Source organism: Olivibacter sp. SDN3, assembly GCF_014334135.1.
Taxonomy (GTDB): Bacteria; Bacteroidota; Bacteroidia; order Sphingobacteriales; family Sphingobacteriaceae; genus Olivibacter.
Genome location: NZ_CP060497.1, coordinates 5,340,483 through 5,358,756 on the forward strand (window position 1 = coordinate 5,340,483; position 18,274 = coordinate 5,358,756).

Annotated in this window: 15 protein-coding genes; 4 read left to right on the forward strand and 11 right to left on the reverse strand. The window is 39.6% G+C overall.

Features of this window, described 5'->3' with window-relative positions; translation table 11 throughout:
• Nucleotides 1–181: 181 nt before the first annotated feature.
• The 4 genes from H8S90_RS22470 (at nucleotide 182) to H8S90_RS22485 (ending at nucleotide 4,882) form a co-directional block, all read left to right on the forward strand.
• Entirely contained in the window at nucleotides 182–1,327 is a 1,146-nt protein-coding gene (locus H8S90_RS22470) for a PQQ-dependent sugar dehydrogenase (RefSeq protein ID WP_187340027.1), read from the forward strand.
• A 216-nt stretch (nucleotides 1,328–1,543) separates the two neighbouring features.
• Entirely contained in the window at nucleotides 1,544–2,716 is a 1,173-nt protein-coding gene (locus H8S90_RS22475; RefSeq protein ID WP_187340028.1) for a glycosyltransferase family 1 protein, read from the forward strand.
• Between the two features lie 5 nt (nucleotides 2,717–2,721).
• Complete coding sequence (locus H8S90_RS22480) at nucleotides 2,722–3,681, forward strand: lysylphosphatidylglycerol synthase transmembrane domain-containing protein (protein ID WP_187340029.1); 960 nt, start codon at nucleotides 2,722–2,724, stop codon at nucleotides 3,679–3,681.
• 85 nt (nucleotides 3,682–3,766) lie between these two features.
• Entirely contained in the window at nucleotides 3,767–4,882 is a 1,116-nt protein-coding gene (locus H8S90_RS22485) for a glycosyltransferase family 4 protein (protein WP_187340030.1), read from the forward strand.
• Here the strand turns inward: H8S90_RS22485 and H8S90_RS22490 are convergent.
• From H8S90_RS22490 to rny, 11 genes are all read right to left on the reverse strand, one after another.
• Nucleotides 4,854–5,837, reverse strand: a complete 984-nt coding sequence (locus H8S90_RS22490; RefSeq protein ID WP_187340031.1) for an endonuclease/exonuclease/phosphatase family protein — start codon at nucleotides 5,835–5,837, stop codon at nucleotides 4,854–4,856. The two genes, H8S90_RS22485 and H8S90_RS22490, sit on opposite strands and share 29 nt — an antisense overlap.
• Before the next feature lie 167 nt (nucleotides 5,838–6,004).
• Complete coding sequence (locus H8S90_RS22495; protein WP_187340032.1) at nucleotides 6,005–7,138, reverse strand: hypothetical protein; 1,134 nt, start codon at nucleotides 7,136–7,138, stop codon at nucleotides 6,005–6,007.
• A 42-nt stretch (nucleotides 7,139–7,180) separates the two neighbouring features.
• A complete protein-coding gene (locus H8S90_RS22500) occupies nucleotides 7,181–9,940 on the reverse strand; it encodes a TonB-dependent receptor (RefSeq protein WP_187340033.1) in 2,760 nt (919 codons plus the stop codon).
• A 287-nt stretch (nucleotides 9,941–10,227) separates the two neighbouring features.
• The gene (locus H8S90_RS22505) at nucleotides 10,228–10,368 is read right to left on the reverse strand and encodes a hypothetical protein (protein WP_187340034.1); all 141 of its coding nucleotides are present in this window, start codon (nucleotides 10,366–10,368) and stop codon (nucleotides 10,228–10,230) included.
• Nucleotides 10,369–10,940: 572 nt separating this feature from the next.
• Nucleotides 10,941–11,798 carry a sugar phosphate isomerase/epimerase gene (locus H8S90_RS22510; RefSeq protein WP_187340035.1) on the reverse strand — a complete coding sequence of 286 codons (858 nt, stop codon included), beginning with the start codon at nucleotides 11,796–11,798 and terminating at the stop codon, nucleotides 10,941–10,943.
• 61 nt (nucleotides 11,799–11,859) lie between these two features.
• Nucleotides 11,860–12,756 carry an aldo/keto reductase gene (locus H8S90_RS22515; RefSeq protein WP_187340036.1) on the reverse strand — a complete coding sequence of 299 codons (897 nt, stop codon included), beginning with the start codon at nucleotides 12,754–12,756 and terminating at the stop codon, nucleotides 11,860–11,862.
• A 21-nt stretch (nucleotides 12,757–12,777) separates the two neighbouring features.
• The gene (locus H8S90_RS22520) at nucleotides 12,778–13,494 is read right to left on the reverse strand and encodes an FKBP-type peptidyl-prolyl cis-trans isomerase (RefSeq protein ID WP_255501701.1); all 717 of its coding nucleotides are present in this window, start codon (nucleotides 13,492–13,494) and stop codon (nucleotides 12,778–12,780) included.
• 72 nt (nucleotides 13,495–13,566) lie between these two features.
• Complete coding sequence (locus H8S90_RS22525) at nucleotides 13,567–14,904, reverse strand: GH1 family beta-glucosidase (RefSeq protein ID WP_187340037.1); 1,338 nt, start codon at nucleotides 14,902–14,904, stop codon at nucleotides 13,567–13,569.
• A gap of 10 nt (nucleotides 14,905–14,914) precedes the next feature.
• Nucleotides 14,915–15,901 carry a glycosyltransferase family protein gene (locus tag H8S90_RS22530; RefSeq protein ID WP_187340038.1) on the reverse strand — a complete coding sequence of 329 codons (987 nt, stop codon included), beginning with the start codon at nucleotides 15,899–15,901 and terminating at the stop codon, nucleotides 14,915–14,917.
• 144 nt (nucleotides 15,902–16,045) lie between these two features.
• The gene (locus tag H8S90_RS22535) at nucleotides 16,046–16,567 is read right to left on the reverse strand and encodes a DUF962 domain-containing protein (RefSeq protein WP_187340039.1); all 522 of its coding nucleotides are present in this window, start codon (nucleotides 16,565–16,567) and stop codon (nucleotides 16,046–16,048) included.
• A gap of 112 nt (nucleotides 16,568–16,679) precedes the next feature.
• Complete coding sequence (rny, locus tag H8S90_RS22540) at nucleotides 16,680–18,233, reverse strand: ribonuclease Y (RefSeq protein ID WP_187340040.1); 1,554 nt, start codon at nucleotides 18,231–18,233, stop codon at nucleotides 16,680–16,682.
• Nucleotides 18,234–18,274 lie beyond the last annotated feature (41 nt).

The window sequence follows — 18,274 nt, forward strand, 5'->3', positions numbered from 1 at the left end:
GAAAAACGAAGGTCTTTGCTCCATATCAAGCAATAAAAAGTACATACCTAATTTTTTCTATGGAGCCGATTGGAAAATAAAACCAAAATAAGGTAATCAGCGTCAAGACTTCGTATTAAAAAATTTAAAACATTTATAGGGATTTTCAAGTTCTAGTTAAACACCTTTATTCTACCTAATTATGAGAAATAGGTTATTATATGTTTTATCTCTTGTTTTGCTGGGCTTCTTGAGTTGCACGAAAACAAACGATGTGGAGGAACCGCCCATAGATACAGAGGAACCTACAATTCGTACCAACACCTTGTTAACTGGTCGTGAAATTATCTGGGGAATGGGCTTTTTACCCAATGGAGAGCTTCTTTTTTCGGAGAAAAGAGGTCGGTTATACCGCCTTGTGAACGGTGAGGCAATAGAAATCTCTGGTTTACCTAATGATATCAATACGAGTGGCCAGGGTGGTTTACTCGACTTATGCGTCCACCCACAGCATGTAGACAATGGCTTGATTTATATGAGCTATGCAGCTGGCGGTGATCCCAGTTTATTAAAACTCGTTCGGTTTCAATTGAATAATGATCAGCTAAGCGGTTTGGAAACTATTTTTGAGACAGACGCCAGTAATGCTTGGCAAGGGCATTATGGTAGTCGGATAGCTTTTGATCCGGATGGATTGCTGTATTTAAGTATTGGTGAAGGAGGGCCACGATCATATGGGGGTAGTGATTCTCCCAATCAGAACGCACAGAATATTGACAGTCCTTGGGGTAAAATTCATCGTCTGACAGACAACGGAGAAATTCCAGAGCATAATCCGCGACTGCCCGAAGGTGCAGCTCCAAGCAGTATATTTGCCTATGGGATCCGTAATCCGCAGGGACTGGCCTGGAATCCTTTTACAAATGAGTTATGGGCGACAGACCACGGTCCCAGTGGAGGCGATGAGGTCAACATTATCGCCTCTGGAAATAACTACGGATGGCCGTTAGTTTCTTGGGGAGAGAATTACGATGGCACACCGATATCTGATGGTCATGACATGGAAGGAATAACCAATCCAATACATTATTGGTCCAATTCCATTGGTATTGGCGCGATGGCCTTTATTTCTAGCGACGACTTTAAAGCCTGGAAAGGCGACTTATTGGTAGCCTCTCTGGCCCAGGAATATTTAAGTCGACTCGAAATTCATGACAACGAGATAGTCAGTGAATCCATGGTTATCGAAGGAGAAGGCCGAATACGTAATGTGAAGCAAGCGCCTGACGGGACCATATATGTTTCGCTTGAAGATCCCGGGCGAATTATACAGCTCATTCCTGAATAGCGGATACATGCTTTTTACGGTTTTACAGTTAATTAATTTTTAAATATTAAATTCTCGGGCTGCACTACTGTTAAGCAAATATTAATTTCATCTTATGCCCCGATAAAATACTTCACGATCACCACAAAACTTCTTTAATACATGACAAAACCATAATAGTTGGTTAACGGTAGGGTAAAACCATCACGCTAAATTTATTGCTAAACGAATATGTTTATGCAAAAAGTTAAAGTAGCTTTCTTTGCTGAGATTTTACTTGAAGAGAAAGATGGTGCATCACGAACCATGTTCCAACTCATTAGAAGGATCCCGCAACAGCAATTTGAATTCCTATTTGTATATGGTGATGGCCCTAAACAACTTTTAAATTACTCGTCTGTTAAAGTTCCAGCGCTCACTATCCCCAATAATAAAAATTACACCTTGTCTATTCCCGTATTGGCTCGGCAGCTGAAAAAGCAGCTGGATGCTTTTAATCCCGATATCGTACATATTGCGACACCCTCGTTTTTAGGGCATTTCGCGCTGAAATACGCTAGGGAGCAGCATATCCCAGTTGTCAGCATTTATCATACCCATTTTGTATCTTATATAGACTATTATTGTAAACATCTACCTTTTCTCGTGAGGCCGATCAAAAAATACCTTACATCGAAAAGCAGGAAATTTTACAATAGATGTGATTTTATCTATATACCTTCTAAGAGTATAAAAACAGAATTGATAAATCAGGGTATCCATTCTTCAAAAATGCAAATATGGGAACGGGGTATTGACTGCAAGCTTTTCAATCCGACTAAAAGAGATCCAAACCTATTACGGGAAATAACAGGAAATGATTTACCCAATATATTGTTTGCAAGCCGATTAGTTTGGGAGAAGAACTTAAAAACTTTATTCAGAATATATCAGTTGATTAAGCTAAATGCGATAGCTTGCAATTTTATTGTAGTGGGCGATGGCATAGCTAGAAAAAGTTGTGAGCGGGAAATGAAGGGAGCCTTTTTCCTGGGGCAGCTCAATCATGAAAAATTAGCCACCATTTATGCCTCATCAACTATTTTTGTCTTCCCGTCTATCAGTGAAACCTATGGAAATGTTGTGGCAGAAGCCATGGCCTCTGGTCTACCTTGTATCATCGCAGCTGCCGGTGGGTCAAAGGATCTTATTGAACATGCTATCGATGGTTTTTCCTGTACACCAGATAAGGAAAATGAGTACGTCGCACGAATCCGAACACTTTTAGAAAACAAGACATTGTATAGCAAATTTCAAGTTTTGGGTCTGGAAAAGAGTAAAAAACTAAATTGGGATACCTTGGCTAACACCTATTTTACAGACATCGCAAACCTAGGCAATATACTCCCTACTCATAAAGTTACTTCCTGATCAACATGGTTAAAATTATTAAAATACTTTTTGTATTATCTATTGTCTTATCATTGGGAATATTTATCGTACGTACGGATCTTCATTTGGTAAGGCTATCGCTCCTGGCCATCAAATGGAGGTTTGTATGGCTAATCTTAATTACCTTTCTAGCCTATTTCCTTGGAACAATAGCCTGGAAATTGTGTTTAGGAAAGGAAGGTCGATCGGTAAGCCTTTTCCATCTTTATTGGATACGGTTAATCAGTGAAACAGTAAGCATGTTCAATCCGAGTAGCATTATTGGTGGCGAATTACTCAAAGTAGAACTTGTCAAACCCTACATCACTCAAGAAAACACCATCATAAACTCTGTGATTATCTCCCGCTTACTAACGATCAGCTCTCAATTATTGATGTGTACTCTGGCATTTATACTATTAGCCGGTCAACATCACCAATCAATATTAAACATATCAGCTCCTTCACCTATGAAAACAATCATATTCCTAGGTGTTGCCTTAGCTATATTGGTTGGCCTTTATCGGTTCGGTAAAAGCATAGCTTTTTTTAACCGACTTGTAAAACGTGTGCAGATAATCGTCAGTCAAATTCGAAAACATTGTTACCGGGAAAAATGGATGTTGTGTTTAGCCTTTTTGGTTTTCTGTCTCCATTGGTTTGTTGGTTCGTTAGAGTTTTATTTGATTCTCCGCTTTCTAAATGCTGACATTCAGCTAATAGATGGACTCATGATGGATATGGGAGTTATTGTTTTTAAATCGTTAGGTGCCTTTGTTCCCGGACAATTAGGTATTGAAGAGTACGGTAATAAATTGATGTTGATTGCTTTTGGCTTTAAAGGTATGGCTTTGTGGTTAAGCGTATCCATCCTTCGCCGTGCACGTCAGTTAGTTTGGATTGTGCTAAGCATCCTATATTACACCATACCGTACAAGAAACTCATTAGGTTACAAGCCCTTTAAGAACATGGAAATTTTATTTGTGAGCCATAAACATCCACCTAGTACCGGGGGCATGGAAAAACAAAGCTTTGAACTCATAAAGCGAATGAAAAAAAAATGTACCGTGTACGAATTAGTTTATAAAGGAGTGGGTAGCAGGTTAAACTTTTTTTTAGGTTTACGGCGAGAGATCAAAAATATATTGCATCGACATCCGAATATAAAAATCATCCATTTTAATGATGCCATGATTGCTTGTTTCTACTCGGTATGTGGTAAAAAATTCCCGGTAAAACATACGGTTACCCTACACGGTCTGGATGTGGTTTTTCCAAGTTGGATTTATAGGAAATTCATCTTTCCGCAACTGAATAGTTTTGACTTACTCTTGCCTGTAAGTAAAGCTACGGCTGCCGAAGCCCGTTTGCTAGGAATCAATAAAGATAAAATACATGTTGTACACAATGGTGTAGACGAGTCCATTGCACAGTATAAATTCTCCCTTAGTTTTCATGACGACTTTTATAGACGATACCATATTGATTTAAAAGGCAAACACCTCCTCATAGCTCTTGGGAGGCCTGTCAAAAGAAAAGGGTTCTCTTGGTTTATAGAACATGTGATGCCTTTACTGAACAAGGATTACCTCTTGCTTTTTATTGGGCCATTTCATAGTCGGCCCACCCCATATGAAAAATGGACACGTTTTATCCCAGAATTTTTAAAACGAAAATTGGATCTCTTTTTAGGTGCACCTTCTGACGAAGCAAAATTAAGAAAATTACTGGCACTTCCACCTATTAGAAAGAGAGCCAAACATTTAGGTCGACTGCCATTAGATGAAATTTTAAACCTTTTACATCACGCTACGGCATTTATTATGCCCAATATAGCTATTGCCGGAGACATGGAAGGTTTCGGTTTAGTGTGTTTAGAAGCAGCGCTCTGCGGTACGACGGTGTTGGCATCTAATATTGGCGGGATTCCTGACGCTATTGTTGACGGTAAAAACGGCTACCTGCTTCCTCACTCCGATGCAGCGATATGGGCAGAAAGGCTCAACAATCTTATGCAGCAAGAACTACCTATCGAACATTCTACAGCCTTTAAGCATTACACCCTCGAAAATTACAGTTGGGAAAAAATGGTAAACGGTTACTATAGTGTATTTACAACATTAGCAGCTTCGTCTGCTAATGTTGCGGAATCAGTTTCCAATTAAACACTAGACTAACGGGACAGTGATCAGACAATGGAAACCCTTGCTCATTATTAAAGGTTCCATACTCATAACGATAGTTACTCGGCGTAAGTTTCAATTGAAGGTTGCTTCGATAAAGAATTTTATCAATGGACTCACAGTCGTCATTCAACTCCAAGATATTCTCTTTAGCAAAAGCTCTGAATACCGGTAGATTATTGTTGCTTTTAAGTTCCACCCACGCATCTTGCAAATCATTATCAGCTAAGAGATCGCGTATATTATCGTGCTCATAGCAAAAATGTGCATTCAAATCGCCCATAACAATCACGGCATTCCCTTCCGAATGCTGTTTGATGTAATAAGACAACTGTTTGATATTCTTTCTCCGCGCAGCGGCGGCCCCGGGATCATCAGCGGAGTTGGCATGTACATTATAAAAATCGATATAAATATTTTTAGCGACTTCAATTCTGCTATAGGTAAAACCTTTAGGTGTTAGGCAATCTGCGCCACTGCAATTTTTCCAGGGCACCCGGTGTAAGGTTATGATAGGAAATTTAGATAGGGTATTTAACCCATCTCCAAACGGTACTTTACCTTTTGTTTTAGTTTTATAAGGGTGCTCATTGGATTTATATAAGAAACTATTATAGTTAAAATCTTCTTGTACGTGTACAATATCGTAGCTATTTAGGCGTCTACCGATCTCCGTTATGCTCGTGGTACGCTCTGTAACCGCACTACATATTAATTGCGGTAGGCCTGCTACATTGTAGGTGATAACAGAGAAGGTTCCCTCCGTGGATACGGGCAATTCGTCCGTTATTACCCTAGAAAAACCAGCAAAACCCGTCACCTCAATGGGCACCCTACAGGTCTGAAAATACCAGACACAGATAATAGTTAGTATCAATAAAACAAATATGACATTCATTCGCCTGTTATTTACTTTACGCTGAAGAACGACTTCCATAAAAATAACGTTTTTCTCGGCATAAAGCTAGCATGGCGACTTAAATTGAAAATCGTTTTATTATTAAGGGTTTGTTATTTTTTAGAGAATGGAAGACAGGAAGGTAATATAAAAAACGGCTATCCCCGGTGGAGACAGCCGTTTAGCGCTTATTGTTTTATTAGCTATTAATTTCCGGTTAAATGCGCATCTGCCCATAAAGACCAGTCGGGCCGTTCAGCACCGTTACCAGCACCACTGGCACCTTCATCTTCTACGAAGGCTGTAGCATCACCTTTGTCAGGCACGTTGTCGAAAGCGACACCTTGAATAGGATTGGTGGTGAAATGAGCCGTCGAATTTGCTCCGCTTATTTCGACTCCTTTTCCTGCTACAAAATCTTTCAAATATAAATTTGTAATACTTCCCAACGTACCGCGGCGCAAAATAATACCTGCTTCAGCAGTAACGTCTCCACTGTTACGTCCGATTAATGTCACATTTGATAAGGTCGGATTTGAAACAGGTTCGAGATCCTCATTATTTTGATCACTATCTGCTTCTATACCACGGCTATCGCTGGAAAACGCGGTAGCTACGGATTGATCGGAGTACAGATTGGTTACGGTGCCATTCCATCCTTCGGCCCAGTCGAAAGCATCATCCTGTGAACCAATTACTGTGAGATTTTCTCCATTTACCGAACCACCAAACCATTCGATACCGTCATCAGATACTTGGTAAACATGGATATTATTAACGGTGGTACCGGAACCAACTGCATAGAAAGTAATACCGTTAAATTCTGATTCAGAATTGATTAAAGCACCGGAATATTCAACAATGATGTGCGATAACGTACCAGAGTTGTCGGCCGGATTGTCTCCACCATAAGTCAAACCGGTAACTTCAGCTTGAGCATTTGCACCTTTGTTGGTTAAAGCATTTCCGCAAATCACGATTCCTCCCCATTGCCCAGCAGCTTTGGTTGCTGCATTTGAAGTAAAAATGATCGGCGCGTCAGCAGTGCCCACAGCATTGATCCTTGCCCCGCGCTCGACTGCTAGAAAGGCGACATTTGATTCTTCTGAAGCGTCCGCCTCTATTCTTGTTCCCGCTTCAATAGTCAAAGTAGCCCCTGCTTTAACGTACACCGAACCACTTAATGTATAAACAGTATCTGCGGATAAAGTGCGATCACCGCTTATATCACCTGAGAGTACACCTTCGCCTACTGGATTATTTGGCGTAGGGGTGTCATTATCGCTACAGCTCGCTAATAATACCGCAACTGCCAACATACTAAATAATAACTTTTTCATAATGTAAAATTTAAATTTTCTGTTTTTCTTGTTTATGTTTATTTAAAAGATTTTATATTTGAGTCCGAGACTAAAATCCAACCCTCTACGATAGGAATAAACTTCCTCATCCGCATCCTCATTCTGTTGTTCCATACGGATACGGCTATCCGTTAAATTATTCACCTTTAGACCCAGCTGCCAGTGACGGCCGATATCTGTGTTAGCGACCAATCCAATAATAGGGTATCCCCTTTCCACAATATTTCCACGCCCAAAAGATCCGAGTGAAAAAATACGGTCGTAGAAATAGTTACCGATAATGGATACGGTAGGACTAAAAGCCCGGCCCTGAAATTTGTAAGTCAAATCCGCATTTACTAATAATGGAGAAGCTCCCTGAAGTCCGTCTCTATCGGTGTTAAAATTTACCGCTATCGATTGTTCAGTCTCGGCGGTTACTTTTTGTGGATCCAATTCTTGGCGGGTATACATGTAAGTTACATTTACGCCTCCCGAAAAGTATTCGTTAAAATCCTTTCTTACATCCAGTTCTGCTCCGACCACATAGGCAAAATCACCAGCATTTACGAAAGAAAACGTATTAGGTGAAGCTGCATTAATCAGCGCCTGACTGATCGGATTGGCAATATATTTACCAAATACGCCGAAAGATAAAAGCTCATTCCGACTGGGAAATTTCTCCCACTTAATATCTAAATTATAATTGTCTGAGGGATAAACTGCTGCGTTACCTCTACTTATAAAAACAACATCTTCGTACTCAAAGGGAGCCTTTTCTAGAAACTGTGGTAAGGTATAAGACTTACTTGCAGCAAAACGTAGATTTTGACTTTCGGTTAAACTATACTTCAATGTAGCTTCTGGTAAGAAAAACAATTTATCAATATCGGCGTCCCGAAAGTTTAAATTCGGTAGCTGTATGTTTGTATTCCAAGTCATTTTCTGCAATACTTTATCAGCTCTAAATCCTAAAGTATAATTCAACCTGCTGCCGATATGCTGTTCAAAGTTGGCATACCCGCCATGAATATTTTGATCAATGGCATAAGTGAAGGGCGTTAAATTAGTGTTATTACGTTGTGTTAATATGCTGAAACGTCCTGAACCAGTGGACTCTGGAGGGTCTAAATTAGTAGGATTAATAAATGCATCAATATTATCTTTATCTGCTGCGACGTTTCCTAAAATACGTATATTATATTGGTTGGCATCAAAATTTCGCTTTTTCATCTTACCTGTGTAACCAATTGTAAGATTGCCCTTGTATCCATTAGCTCCATCTGGAAACAGTTGATATTTCAACGCAGCTCGACCAGCCCACTCCTTTTCATCGATATACTGGAAATAGCGATTCTGACTATACGCCGCTGCCGTATTATAGATGTAATTGTCATTGTTGCCTAAAATTAAATTATTTGTTATACGATCAGGCATATCAGCATTTACTAGGCTATACGAAGCGCCCCAATCCAAACTCAACCGCTCTCTTAATTGATGTTCACCCAATAGCTGATTTAACCATAGTTGATTTTGCAAAGTCAATGTTTGCCGCATAAATCGTTCTTGGTTACGTTCCGGTGGAAGAATTACATTGTACTCATTAACAGAACTTGAAGATCCATTGATAAAAACAGTGTTATATTTCAAAGAATGGCGTTCATTCAATCTATACTTTACATTTAACATGCCTGTTGTATGACTGGTATAAACATACTTATCTACATTAAAATAATCCGCAATTACAATATCTTGTCGATTGCCTATAATACGCTCAGATCCCTTCCGATAAGTAAAATCATTTTCATAAGCCACCGTTGCAAATAAACTAAGTGAACCTGCACGCCCCACGTTCCATGAATTTCCACCTGTAACGCCAAAGTTCAAGTTATATGGCCTTTGATTGACAACGGGTGACCAAGGGCTATCAAATTGATACTCCCGGATTGTTGTGGGCTTATATATATTATAAAAACCGCTCTTTTGTAGGTTGGCGGCTTGTTTGAAATCCGCTCCAAAAGCCTGTGTGTTGATACCCGTACCGACATTTACTTCCAAATTGGGACGACCTGTATGCTCTTTAGAGATAATATTGACGGAAGCTCCACCAACATCTCCATACGTATCGGCTGTATATATTTTACTAATAGCTACTGACTGTATCACATCGGTGCCAAAAAGATTGAGCGCTACATTTTTACTGGTTGGCTCGTTAGAAGGCAAAGGCAAACCATTTAAAAAAGTGCTATTGTAACGATCACCTAATCCGCGAACAAAAATCCCCGATGTTCCCTCCTGTTTTGCAATACCGGTAACTTTAGTTAGTGCTACTTCTGCATTGCTTATACCTTTACGGCCCATTTCCTGTGCACCAATACTTTGAGTAATTACCGCTGATGTCATCTGCTGGCGCAACAACGCTGATTCAGTATCCCTTCTCACCTCTTCGGTAATCACGACATCATCCAACATATTGGCTGTGGCCTGCATGGCTAGATCATGCGTTAATGTTTCATTTGCTCTTATGCTAACCGTATCTTTATGTGTTTGATAACCGATATAGCTGAAAACCAGAATATGCGTTCCCGGGGTTAGGCTCAATGAATATCCGCCTTGTACATCCGTGTTGACGCCCTGCTTCGTGCCTTCAACGACTACAGAAACCGAGGGCATCGTTTCATTGCCCATCGATGCATCAGTTACCGTTCCCTTAATCGTTCCCCGTTGTTGGCCAAAGGCTAAAAAGCTACCTGATAGTAAAAATAAAAGTAAAAAGGTTGTGGTTTTGATTGTCTTCTTCATTCCTGCTAAATTCTCTGCAAGAATAGAAACACAATGTTAAGCTACAGATAAGTTAATCTTATGAATTGTTTAATTTTATGTTAATAAATTGTTATATAGCTGATAGACAATAACTCATAATCTGTATATCTATTGTCTATTGAAGTACATGAAATCAACCATAATTAATCATCGATACGACGATACGGATCTAAAGATGAGCCCTTCCCCTAACAGGGTTAGTACAACGCTGTTTTTACTAAACCGAATTAAGCAGTAGGATGACACGTTTAATTGCTTGGTTTAGGCTAATCGAAGCGGCAGTATAAGTCTTCAATAGCGTTGACTCCAATTGGCTTGATGTTAAACTCAACTAAGTTCATGATCAAGTTAACCGGAAATAAAGCGAAGTTAGTCGGCAAAAGGTTCAGGTCAGTTGAATTCATCATAAAGAAGAATAGTTTAGTGATGAAGTAAGTTGACTTCATGGCAATGCAATGTTGCTTGAAGTCTAAGCAAATTAACATAGACTCAACTTTGACCGGAAATAAGGTCATTTAAATTGACTTTGTTGCAAAGCTAATTTGAGTGAGCTTAATGTCAATTGACAACACCTCAAAATTAACCGACATAGCGGCGAAGTAGGTTGACTTAGAAGCTATGTATATTTGCTTTGGTATAGATCTATATTGCATAAGGTTCAACTAAATTGTCTTCACCTTTAAGCTGACTGTCTTTACCTTTAAGCTAATTGTGTTTACGGTGAAGATAATTGGTGTTAAGACTAAATAAGTCAGTTTCGTTTCAATGATAGTTGACTTCATCGCTAATCTATCTGGATTTGTCTTTAAGTTATACAGTAAAACCGCAGTTTTTGTGCCTCATCTACGTAAATGGTAAAAAGAGCTACGGAACGTAATTAAGCTAAAACCAAGGGTTAGCTCAGCTAAAAAACTAAAAAACCTCCATTGCACGCGTACAATGGAGGTTTTTCTTTGGTCATGAACACTAAGAGATATGCTTACTCCAATTCTTTTACGAGATTTCTAAAATTCACTGCACTAGCAGCGATATCCGCAGAATTGGCCAGCCAGTTGTGCTCATATTCTGCAGAGAGCATGCCTTTGAACTTTTGCTTCTTTAGTTCCTGCATCACGCCCTTTATATTACCTACACCGGTACCCCAATGTACATCATGGGCTTCTCGCGATTGCTCGTTAAGGTCTTTAATATGCAGATGGTTAATATGACCAGCGTATTTCTGTAAGCATTCTACTGGGTCCAAACCAGACCGTACCCAATGACCAATATCGGCACAGGCACCTACGTATTTACTATTAGCTAATTGCACGGCGTTCAACACAATCTCTGGGCTCCAATATTGCGTAGGTTTTGGATGGTTATGGATAGACACTTTTATTTTATATTCATTCGCTAATTTCCCTATTAAAGGCAGGTCTTCTTGCTTAGGCTCTGTATTGATATTTTTGATTCCCATCGCTTTGGCAAACTCAAAAAGCTGCTTCCATCCCTCTGGCGAATCTGCACTTACCACACCGAAAGCAACCAGCTTTACCCCTTTATCCTTCAATAACTGTAATATCTGCTCCCTTTTTTCAGGTTCCATAGTAAAGTCCATTTTCCCCTCAATACCACCCCCAACTGTTTGCCCCGGATAAGCCTCAATATATTTCAGGTCACAGCTATCGGTTTTTGCTACCGCTTCGGCAAATGTGAAACGGTTAAAGCTGTAGGCCTGTGTGCCCAATTTCCATCCTAGTTTATCCTCCGGATAGTCTTGTGCTTTCGTAGAAACCGGACCAAGGATAACACTAAACAGCAAGATCATGCTGCCTAATACATATTTGCTAAAATTCATTGTTTTATTGTTTAAATTGTTAGATTCTTATAAATTTATTATGCTCAGTCGCCCAGTTACTTTACCGATGATTATCATAAACAAATGTTCTTACCTGCTGCCGTAAATATCTCTGTTGATCCGCTGTTAATCTAGGCAATGCTTTCCATGCATGAATTGCCTCATCCAGCTGCTCTGCTGTGCGTACACCAATTACGGATGAAGCAACGGCCGGATGACTTAATACATAAGCTAAAGTTATATCTATTTTTCGTTTATCCAAATTTTCTGCAAGCTGCGTAATTGCTTTTGCTGCTTTTGTTACTTCGCTGGGCGTAAATTGTAGATAACTCTCCTCCTTTTTGCCCAACAATCTGCCCTGTGCCAATGTACCTCTGGTGATGACGCTTATTTGATGATCCACCAATAGTTGTAGTACTTCTTCCTCCGGACGATGATCCAGTAGGCTATATTGCATCATGACTGAAACCATATTTGAACGTTCTACATATTCCCTGATAACATTTGGCCGAATAGAAGAGATACCGTACCATCTGATTTTACCTTGTTCTTTCAATAATTCAAATGCTTCAATAGTTTCATCTATCGGGTCATCTATAGTGCCTCCATGTAACTGATAAAGGTCTATATAATCGGTTTGTAGCCGTTTCAAACTTTGCTCTACAGCCTTGAGAATGTATGCTTTACTGGGATTCCAATCCCAACCACTTCCATCACTTTTCCATTGATTGCCTACTTTTGTTGCTATAATGACGTCTTTACGCATAGGCTTGAGGGCTGTTCCAACATGCAGTTCATTAATTCCTTTGTCATAAAGATCTGCCGTATCGAAAAAGTTTATTCCTTGGTCATATGCTTTCTGCAATAAGTTACTCGCTTGCCCCTGATTATCGCCTAAAGACATACAGCCAAAACTTACTTCGCTTACTACCAAATCAGATTTACCCAATGTATTCATTATATGGTATTTATTTAAAAATTAACCACCTATTTTAAGCAATTCTACATCAAAGATCAGTACACTGAACGGAGGGATATCATTCCCTGCGCCACGTTCACCATAACCTAACTCGTATGGAATATAAAAACGGTAATGAGATCCAACAGGCATTAACTGCAGTCCTTCTTGCCACCCTTGAATGACACGGTTCAGCTGGAAAGATATCGGTTCTCCACGATCATATGAACTATCAAATACTTTACCGTCTAATAATGCGCCTTTATAATTAACGGTTACGGAATCTGTGGACTGAGGTTTTGGCCCTTCGGTATCCCTTATAATCTCATATTGCAATCCGCTCGATGTAATATGGATACCTGCTTTGTTTTTATTTTCGGCCAAAAATTTATCTCCTGCAGCACTTTGTTCATTTTTCAACTCTTCTGCAGCTGCAGTAAGCACCTCACTGATAGCTTTGTATTCTTGGTCTTCGGTTATCTGCAGAGGTTTATCTGAAAAGAAATCTTCAATTGCCTGCGACACCAGCTCACCATTAAGGTTTTTCAATCCTCTCTTTTTTAGATCTCTGGCCATACTTAGGCCAAACGCATAAGATGCTGAATCAATTTTACTTTCAAACATTGGTGTTCTTTCTATTGGATGTGTATTTTTTTTATTATCGACTTTCTGTTGCCGAGCATTTGCCTCAAATGTACCGACAGATAAGAAGCTTATAAGTATTAATTGTTTTATCATAACAAGCAAACATAAAAAAATTAGTTGAATTGTTACGTTGTGGATTTGAAGCTATTTAATTATTATCACTGCTTAACTATCCGCCAGCCATTCCGCGTACCACTTACCACTTTCTTTCACGATACGTTGCTGTGTTTTGAAGTCAATATACACCAATCCAAAGCGGGGGTGATAGCCTTCTGCCCATTCGAAATTGTCAGTAAAAGTCCATACAAAATATCCTTTTACATTAACTCCCAACTGCTTTGCTTTTAGCACCTGTGCTATGTGGTCCTGTAAATAAGTTCTTCGCTCAACATCATTAACTTTTCCATCTTCCAATATATCTTCAAACGCAGCGCCATTTTCTGTAACATAAATAGGTGGTATTTTAGGATAACTGCTTAACCTTCGCAGCGCGTCGAATAACGCAGGTGGATAAATCTCCCAATTCATCAAGGTGGTTTTGGTTACCCCCCTTTTTTTGGGTTCTACAATATTTGCCCAAATATAAGGCATCAGCAATGAAAATTGTATAAACTCCCTTGTGTAAGTCTGTAAGCCTATAAAATCAAAATCAAAGGGCATCGCTTCTTCATCTCCCGGTAAAATATATTTTTTTATTGCTTTTAAAGACCTAACCGCATCCAAGGGGTAACCTAATCCTAAAATGGGCTCTATAAATAATCTGTTTACTATCGCATCTGCACGGCGTAAAGCTTTAATGTGTCTTTTCTTTAGGGAGATAGGTTCTAAAGGTGAATGGGAAAAGGTCGTGCCAATAACGGCTTCCGGGCACATTTTTCGTATTAGTCGGCCTATTCTGCCCATGCTCAGTGTAACATGATGAACGGCCGGCAAAAAATGTCGTAAACCCCACTTACCTGGGGCATGTTTACCAAAAAAATAACCTGCACCGGTAAAAACAACGGGCTCATTTAATACCATCCAATGTTTTATTCTATCGCCAAAATTGTTTAGGCATACGGTAGCAAACTCTTCAAACCATCCCAATACCTCTCTATTGGTCCAACCACCCCGGTCTTCCAATACTTGAGGTAAGTCCCAATGATAAAGAGTTACCCATGGCGTTATGCCCTGCTTCAGGCATTCGTTAATTACATTATTATAAAATTGTACACCCAAGGGATTCACTTGGCCAACGCCATCTGGCAAAATACGTGTCCATGATATTGAAAAACGATAATGGGATATATTCATGGTTTTCATTAGCTGAATATCATCCACATACTTATTATAAAAATCGCAAGTTATGTCTGCATGCTCTTGGTCCCTTATTTTACCACTTTTTCTGCTAAATTCATCCCATATAGATTTTCCTTTTCCATCGGCTTCATGTGCACCTTCAATCTGATAAGCTGCTGTCGATACCCCCCATACAAATTCGTCTCCAAACGCTGTCCTATGCATATGATCTCACTTATGTGTGCGCATCCAGCACGTGGTCTATAATTTCTTGTGTACAATCTGGGTAATCCACTGATACTATATGATCTGAGCCTATCCAGTCATCGATAAGCGTGTTATTCTTCGCTTTGAGATTTTTAATCACTGGCACGCCCATTTGCCTTAAGGCCGCGGCATTTAAATGTTGCTCGTATTGATTCTTCATAGGAATAACCATCAGCTTCTTCTTTAAATAAAGGGCTTCAGCAGGCGTCTCAAAACCAGCACCACATAATATGGCATGTGCGGAAGCCATACTCGAGATGAATTTTTCATTATTAATAGGCTGTACATTTACATTTTTCAATGTAAAAGGTACTTTGTTGTGTTTAGAAAAAACATCCCACTGCACATTACCGAATCTTAGTAAACTCTTAAGCAAGCGAGCATCGTCGTAAGCTGGCAAATAAACGGTATAATGCCCATTGTCGGTAATGGTCTGGTGCCTGATCTGCTGTCTGATGACCGGGGTAAAAATGGATTTAGTATAAGGTTGAAAATGGAAACCATAGCTAACATCTGTTGGTGCATAATGCTTTAAAATAAATTTACCCATCATGTCCACTTCTTCTGGTTTAGGAGAGTGTATATCTAACACAGCTGCCTGATGGCTTAGACCAATACAAGGGTGTTCTTTCAAATAGCAGGCCCAGGCCGTTACCGGTTCAAAATCGTTTATTACCAAATCATATTGGTCAATAGGTATCTCATTTACTTCTTTAACGATATCTCTTACTTTATTGCTCATAAATGTTTTCCACAGATCAACCCCACCAGCTTTACCAAATATAAAACTTAGACCATGCCTTCTGTATTTTACTTCAAAAGGTAGTTCGAGATCTGCTTGAATACCGCTTACAAGTATATCAACCTCAGCCCTCTTCTGTAAGCATGGAATCACATCCATTGCCCTACTGAGATGGCCATTTCCTGTCCCCTGCACCGCGTATAGTATCTTCATTCAATAATGATAAGGACCAAATTTTATTTTTAAGTTAGCATAAAGTTAATTATTTATGAATAAAAGTAAAACCTTGATTAGTCTGAAGCTTAAAAATCAGCCTATAACAAGAATATTAAGACTTCATTCCGTATATCTACACCCTTAATATGGTATGTTGAGTTTCTTGAAAATAAAATGCCAAAGCCAAATCGGGCCGATAAGTAAAAATTTAACATCTGTAAGGAATGAAGGTTTCTTACCTTCAATTTTATGCCCTACAAATTGCCCTATCCATGCAACAACAAATATAATAAGTGCAACAATCCAGGGAGCTGGGCCACCTGCCTGCTCCCAATATTCCAGTTGAACGATCAGAAAGCTAAACACTCCAAAAGAAAACAGCATGGCATATGATAATGTTGGTGCTAACCGAAGGTAGTAATAAACAACGATAGCCATTACCAACGTAAACCAGTTCACAAAACCGTTATATTGACCTAAAAAGCTCAGGTGTGGAAACGGAATGAACCAAATCAGGGAAGAAATACTAAAAGTAATCAAGGGGACACAAACCCAGTGGATAAGTTTATTCGTAGGGTGTTGATGACTTTCGGCGTATTGTTCAAAGTAAACATCTACCGGACGTTTACTTTCTTTTTTTTTAGAGGAGGATTTCTTTGACATATTCCCGTCTTAAAGCCTAAAAGGTGCAGGGGTCTAGAAAAACGCTTATCCCTGCACCCGTTAAGGTAATATAAAATAAAATAGTGATAGATGCTACTATTGGTTTAGCTAACTATTTCGCAAAAGAAACGGAGCGGGTTTCCCGGATTACCGTAACCTTTATCTGTCCGGGATAAGTCATTTCCGTTTGAATGCGATTTGATATATCTGCCGCCAAAATCTCCGCCTGTGCATCTGTAACTTTCTCGCTTTCAACCACCACCCTAAGCTCTCTACCTGCCTGTATAGCGAATGTTTTCTCCACGCCGGGATAAGATAATGCTAACTCCTCAAGTTCTTTTAAACGTTTGATGTAACTCTCAACAACTTCTCTTCTGGCCCCAGGTCTTGCACCAGAAATCGCGTCACAGGCTTGTACCACAGGTGATATAAGCGAAGTCATTTCTATCTCGTCGTGGTGTGCACCAATGGCATTGCAAACTTCAGGATGTTCTTTATACTTTTCGGCTAACTGCATTCCTAAAATTGCATGTGGCAACTCTGGATTGTCGTCAGGTACTTTTCCGATATCATGTAATAAACCCGCCCGTTTTGCTAATTTGACATTCAAGCCCAATTCGGCAGCCATGGTCGCACAGAAATTAGCCACTTCCCTGGAGTGTTGTAATAAATTCTGTCCATAGGAAGACCTATAACGCATACGACCAACCATGCGTATCAGCTCCGGGTGCAAACCATGTATCCCCAAATCAATCACTGTACGTTCTCCAATTTCGACAATTTCATCATCGATCTGCTTTTTTGTTTTGGATACAACTTCTTCGATACGCGCAGGGTGTATCCGACCATCCGTTACTAGACGATGGAGTGCCAAACGGGCTATTTCCCGACGAACGGGATCAAAACCAGATAAAATTATTGCTTCGGGAGTATCGTCAACAATAATTTCCACACCTGTGGCAGCTTCCAATGCCCGGATATTACGTCCTTCACGGCCTATAACACGCCCTTTAATTTCATCATTTTCTATATTGAAAATCGATACCGTATTCTCTATAGCACTTTCTGTAGCTGTACGTTGAATAGTTTGAATAACTACTTTTTTCGCTTCCTTACTTGCAGTTAGTTTGGCTTCATCTACGATATCTTTGATTTGGATCATAGCTTTTGATCGCGCTTCTTCACGCAAATTGGTCACCAATTGTTCCCGCGCCTCGTCAGCTGAAAGTCCAGCTATGGTTTCTAATTGTTTGATATGCTGCAATTTAAGATGGTCTACTTCATCTTGTTTCTTGTGATTAAGCTCGATCTGGCGTTCCAGGTTTTTACGAACATTATCTAGCTCTTGCTTATCTCTATTCACCTGTTCCAGCTTGGAGTTAAGTGATTGTTCTTTCTGCCGAATGGAATTTTCTTTTTGACTAATCGTATTATTACGCTGGTTGACCTCCCGTTCATGTTCTGATTTTAAATGCAAAAACTTCTCTTTGGCTTCCAATAAGCGGTTCTTTTTTAACATTTCGGCCTCTTGCTCGGCCTCCTTCAATATGCGTTTTGCTTTATTCTGTGCTGCAAGCTCCTGCTTTTTAAGTAAGCTGCGAAGTAAAAACCTACCTATTACTACGCCTATAACTATACCTAATAACACATAACCTATTATTTCCATGTTGTTTTATTTATATGAGTTGTTTAGAAACGGACTGCTTA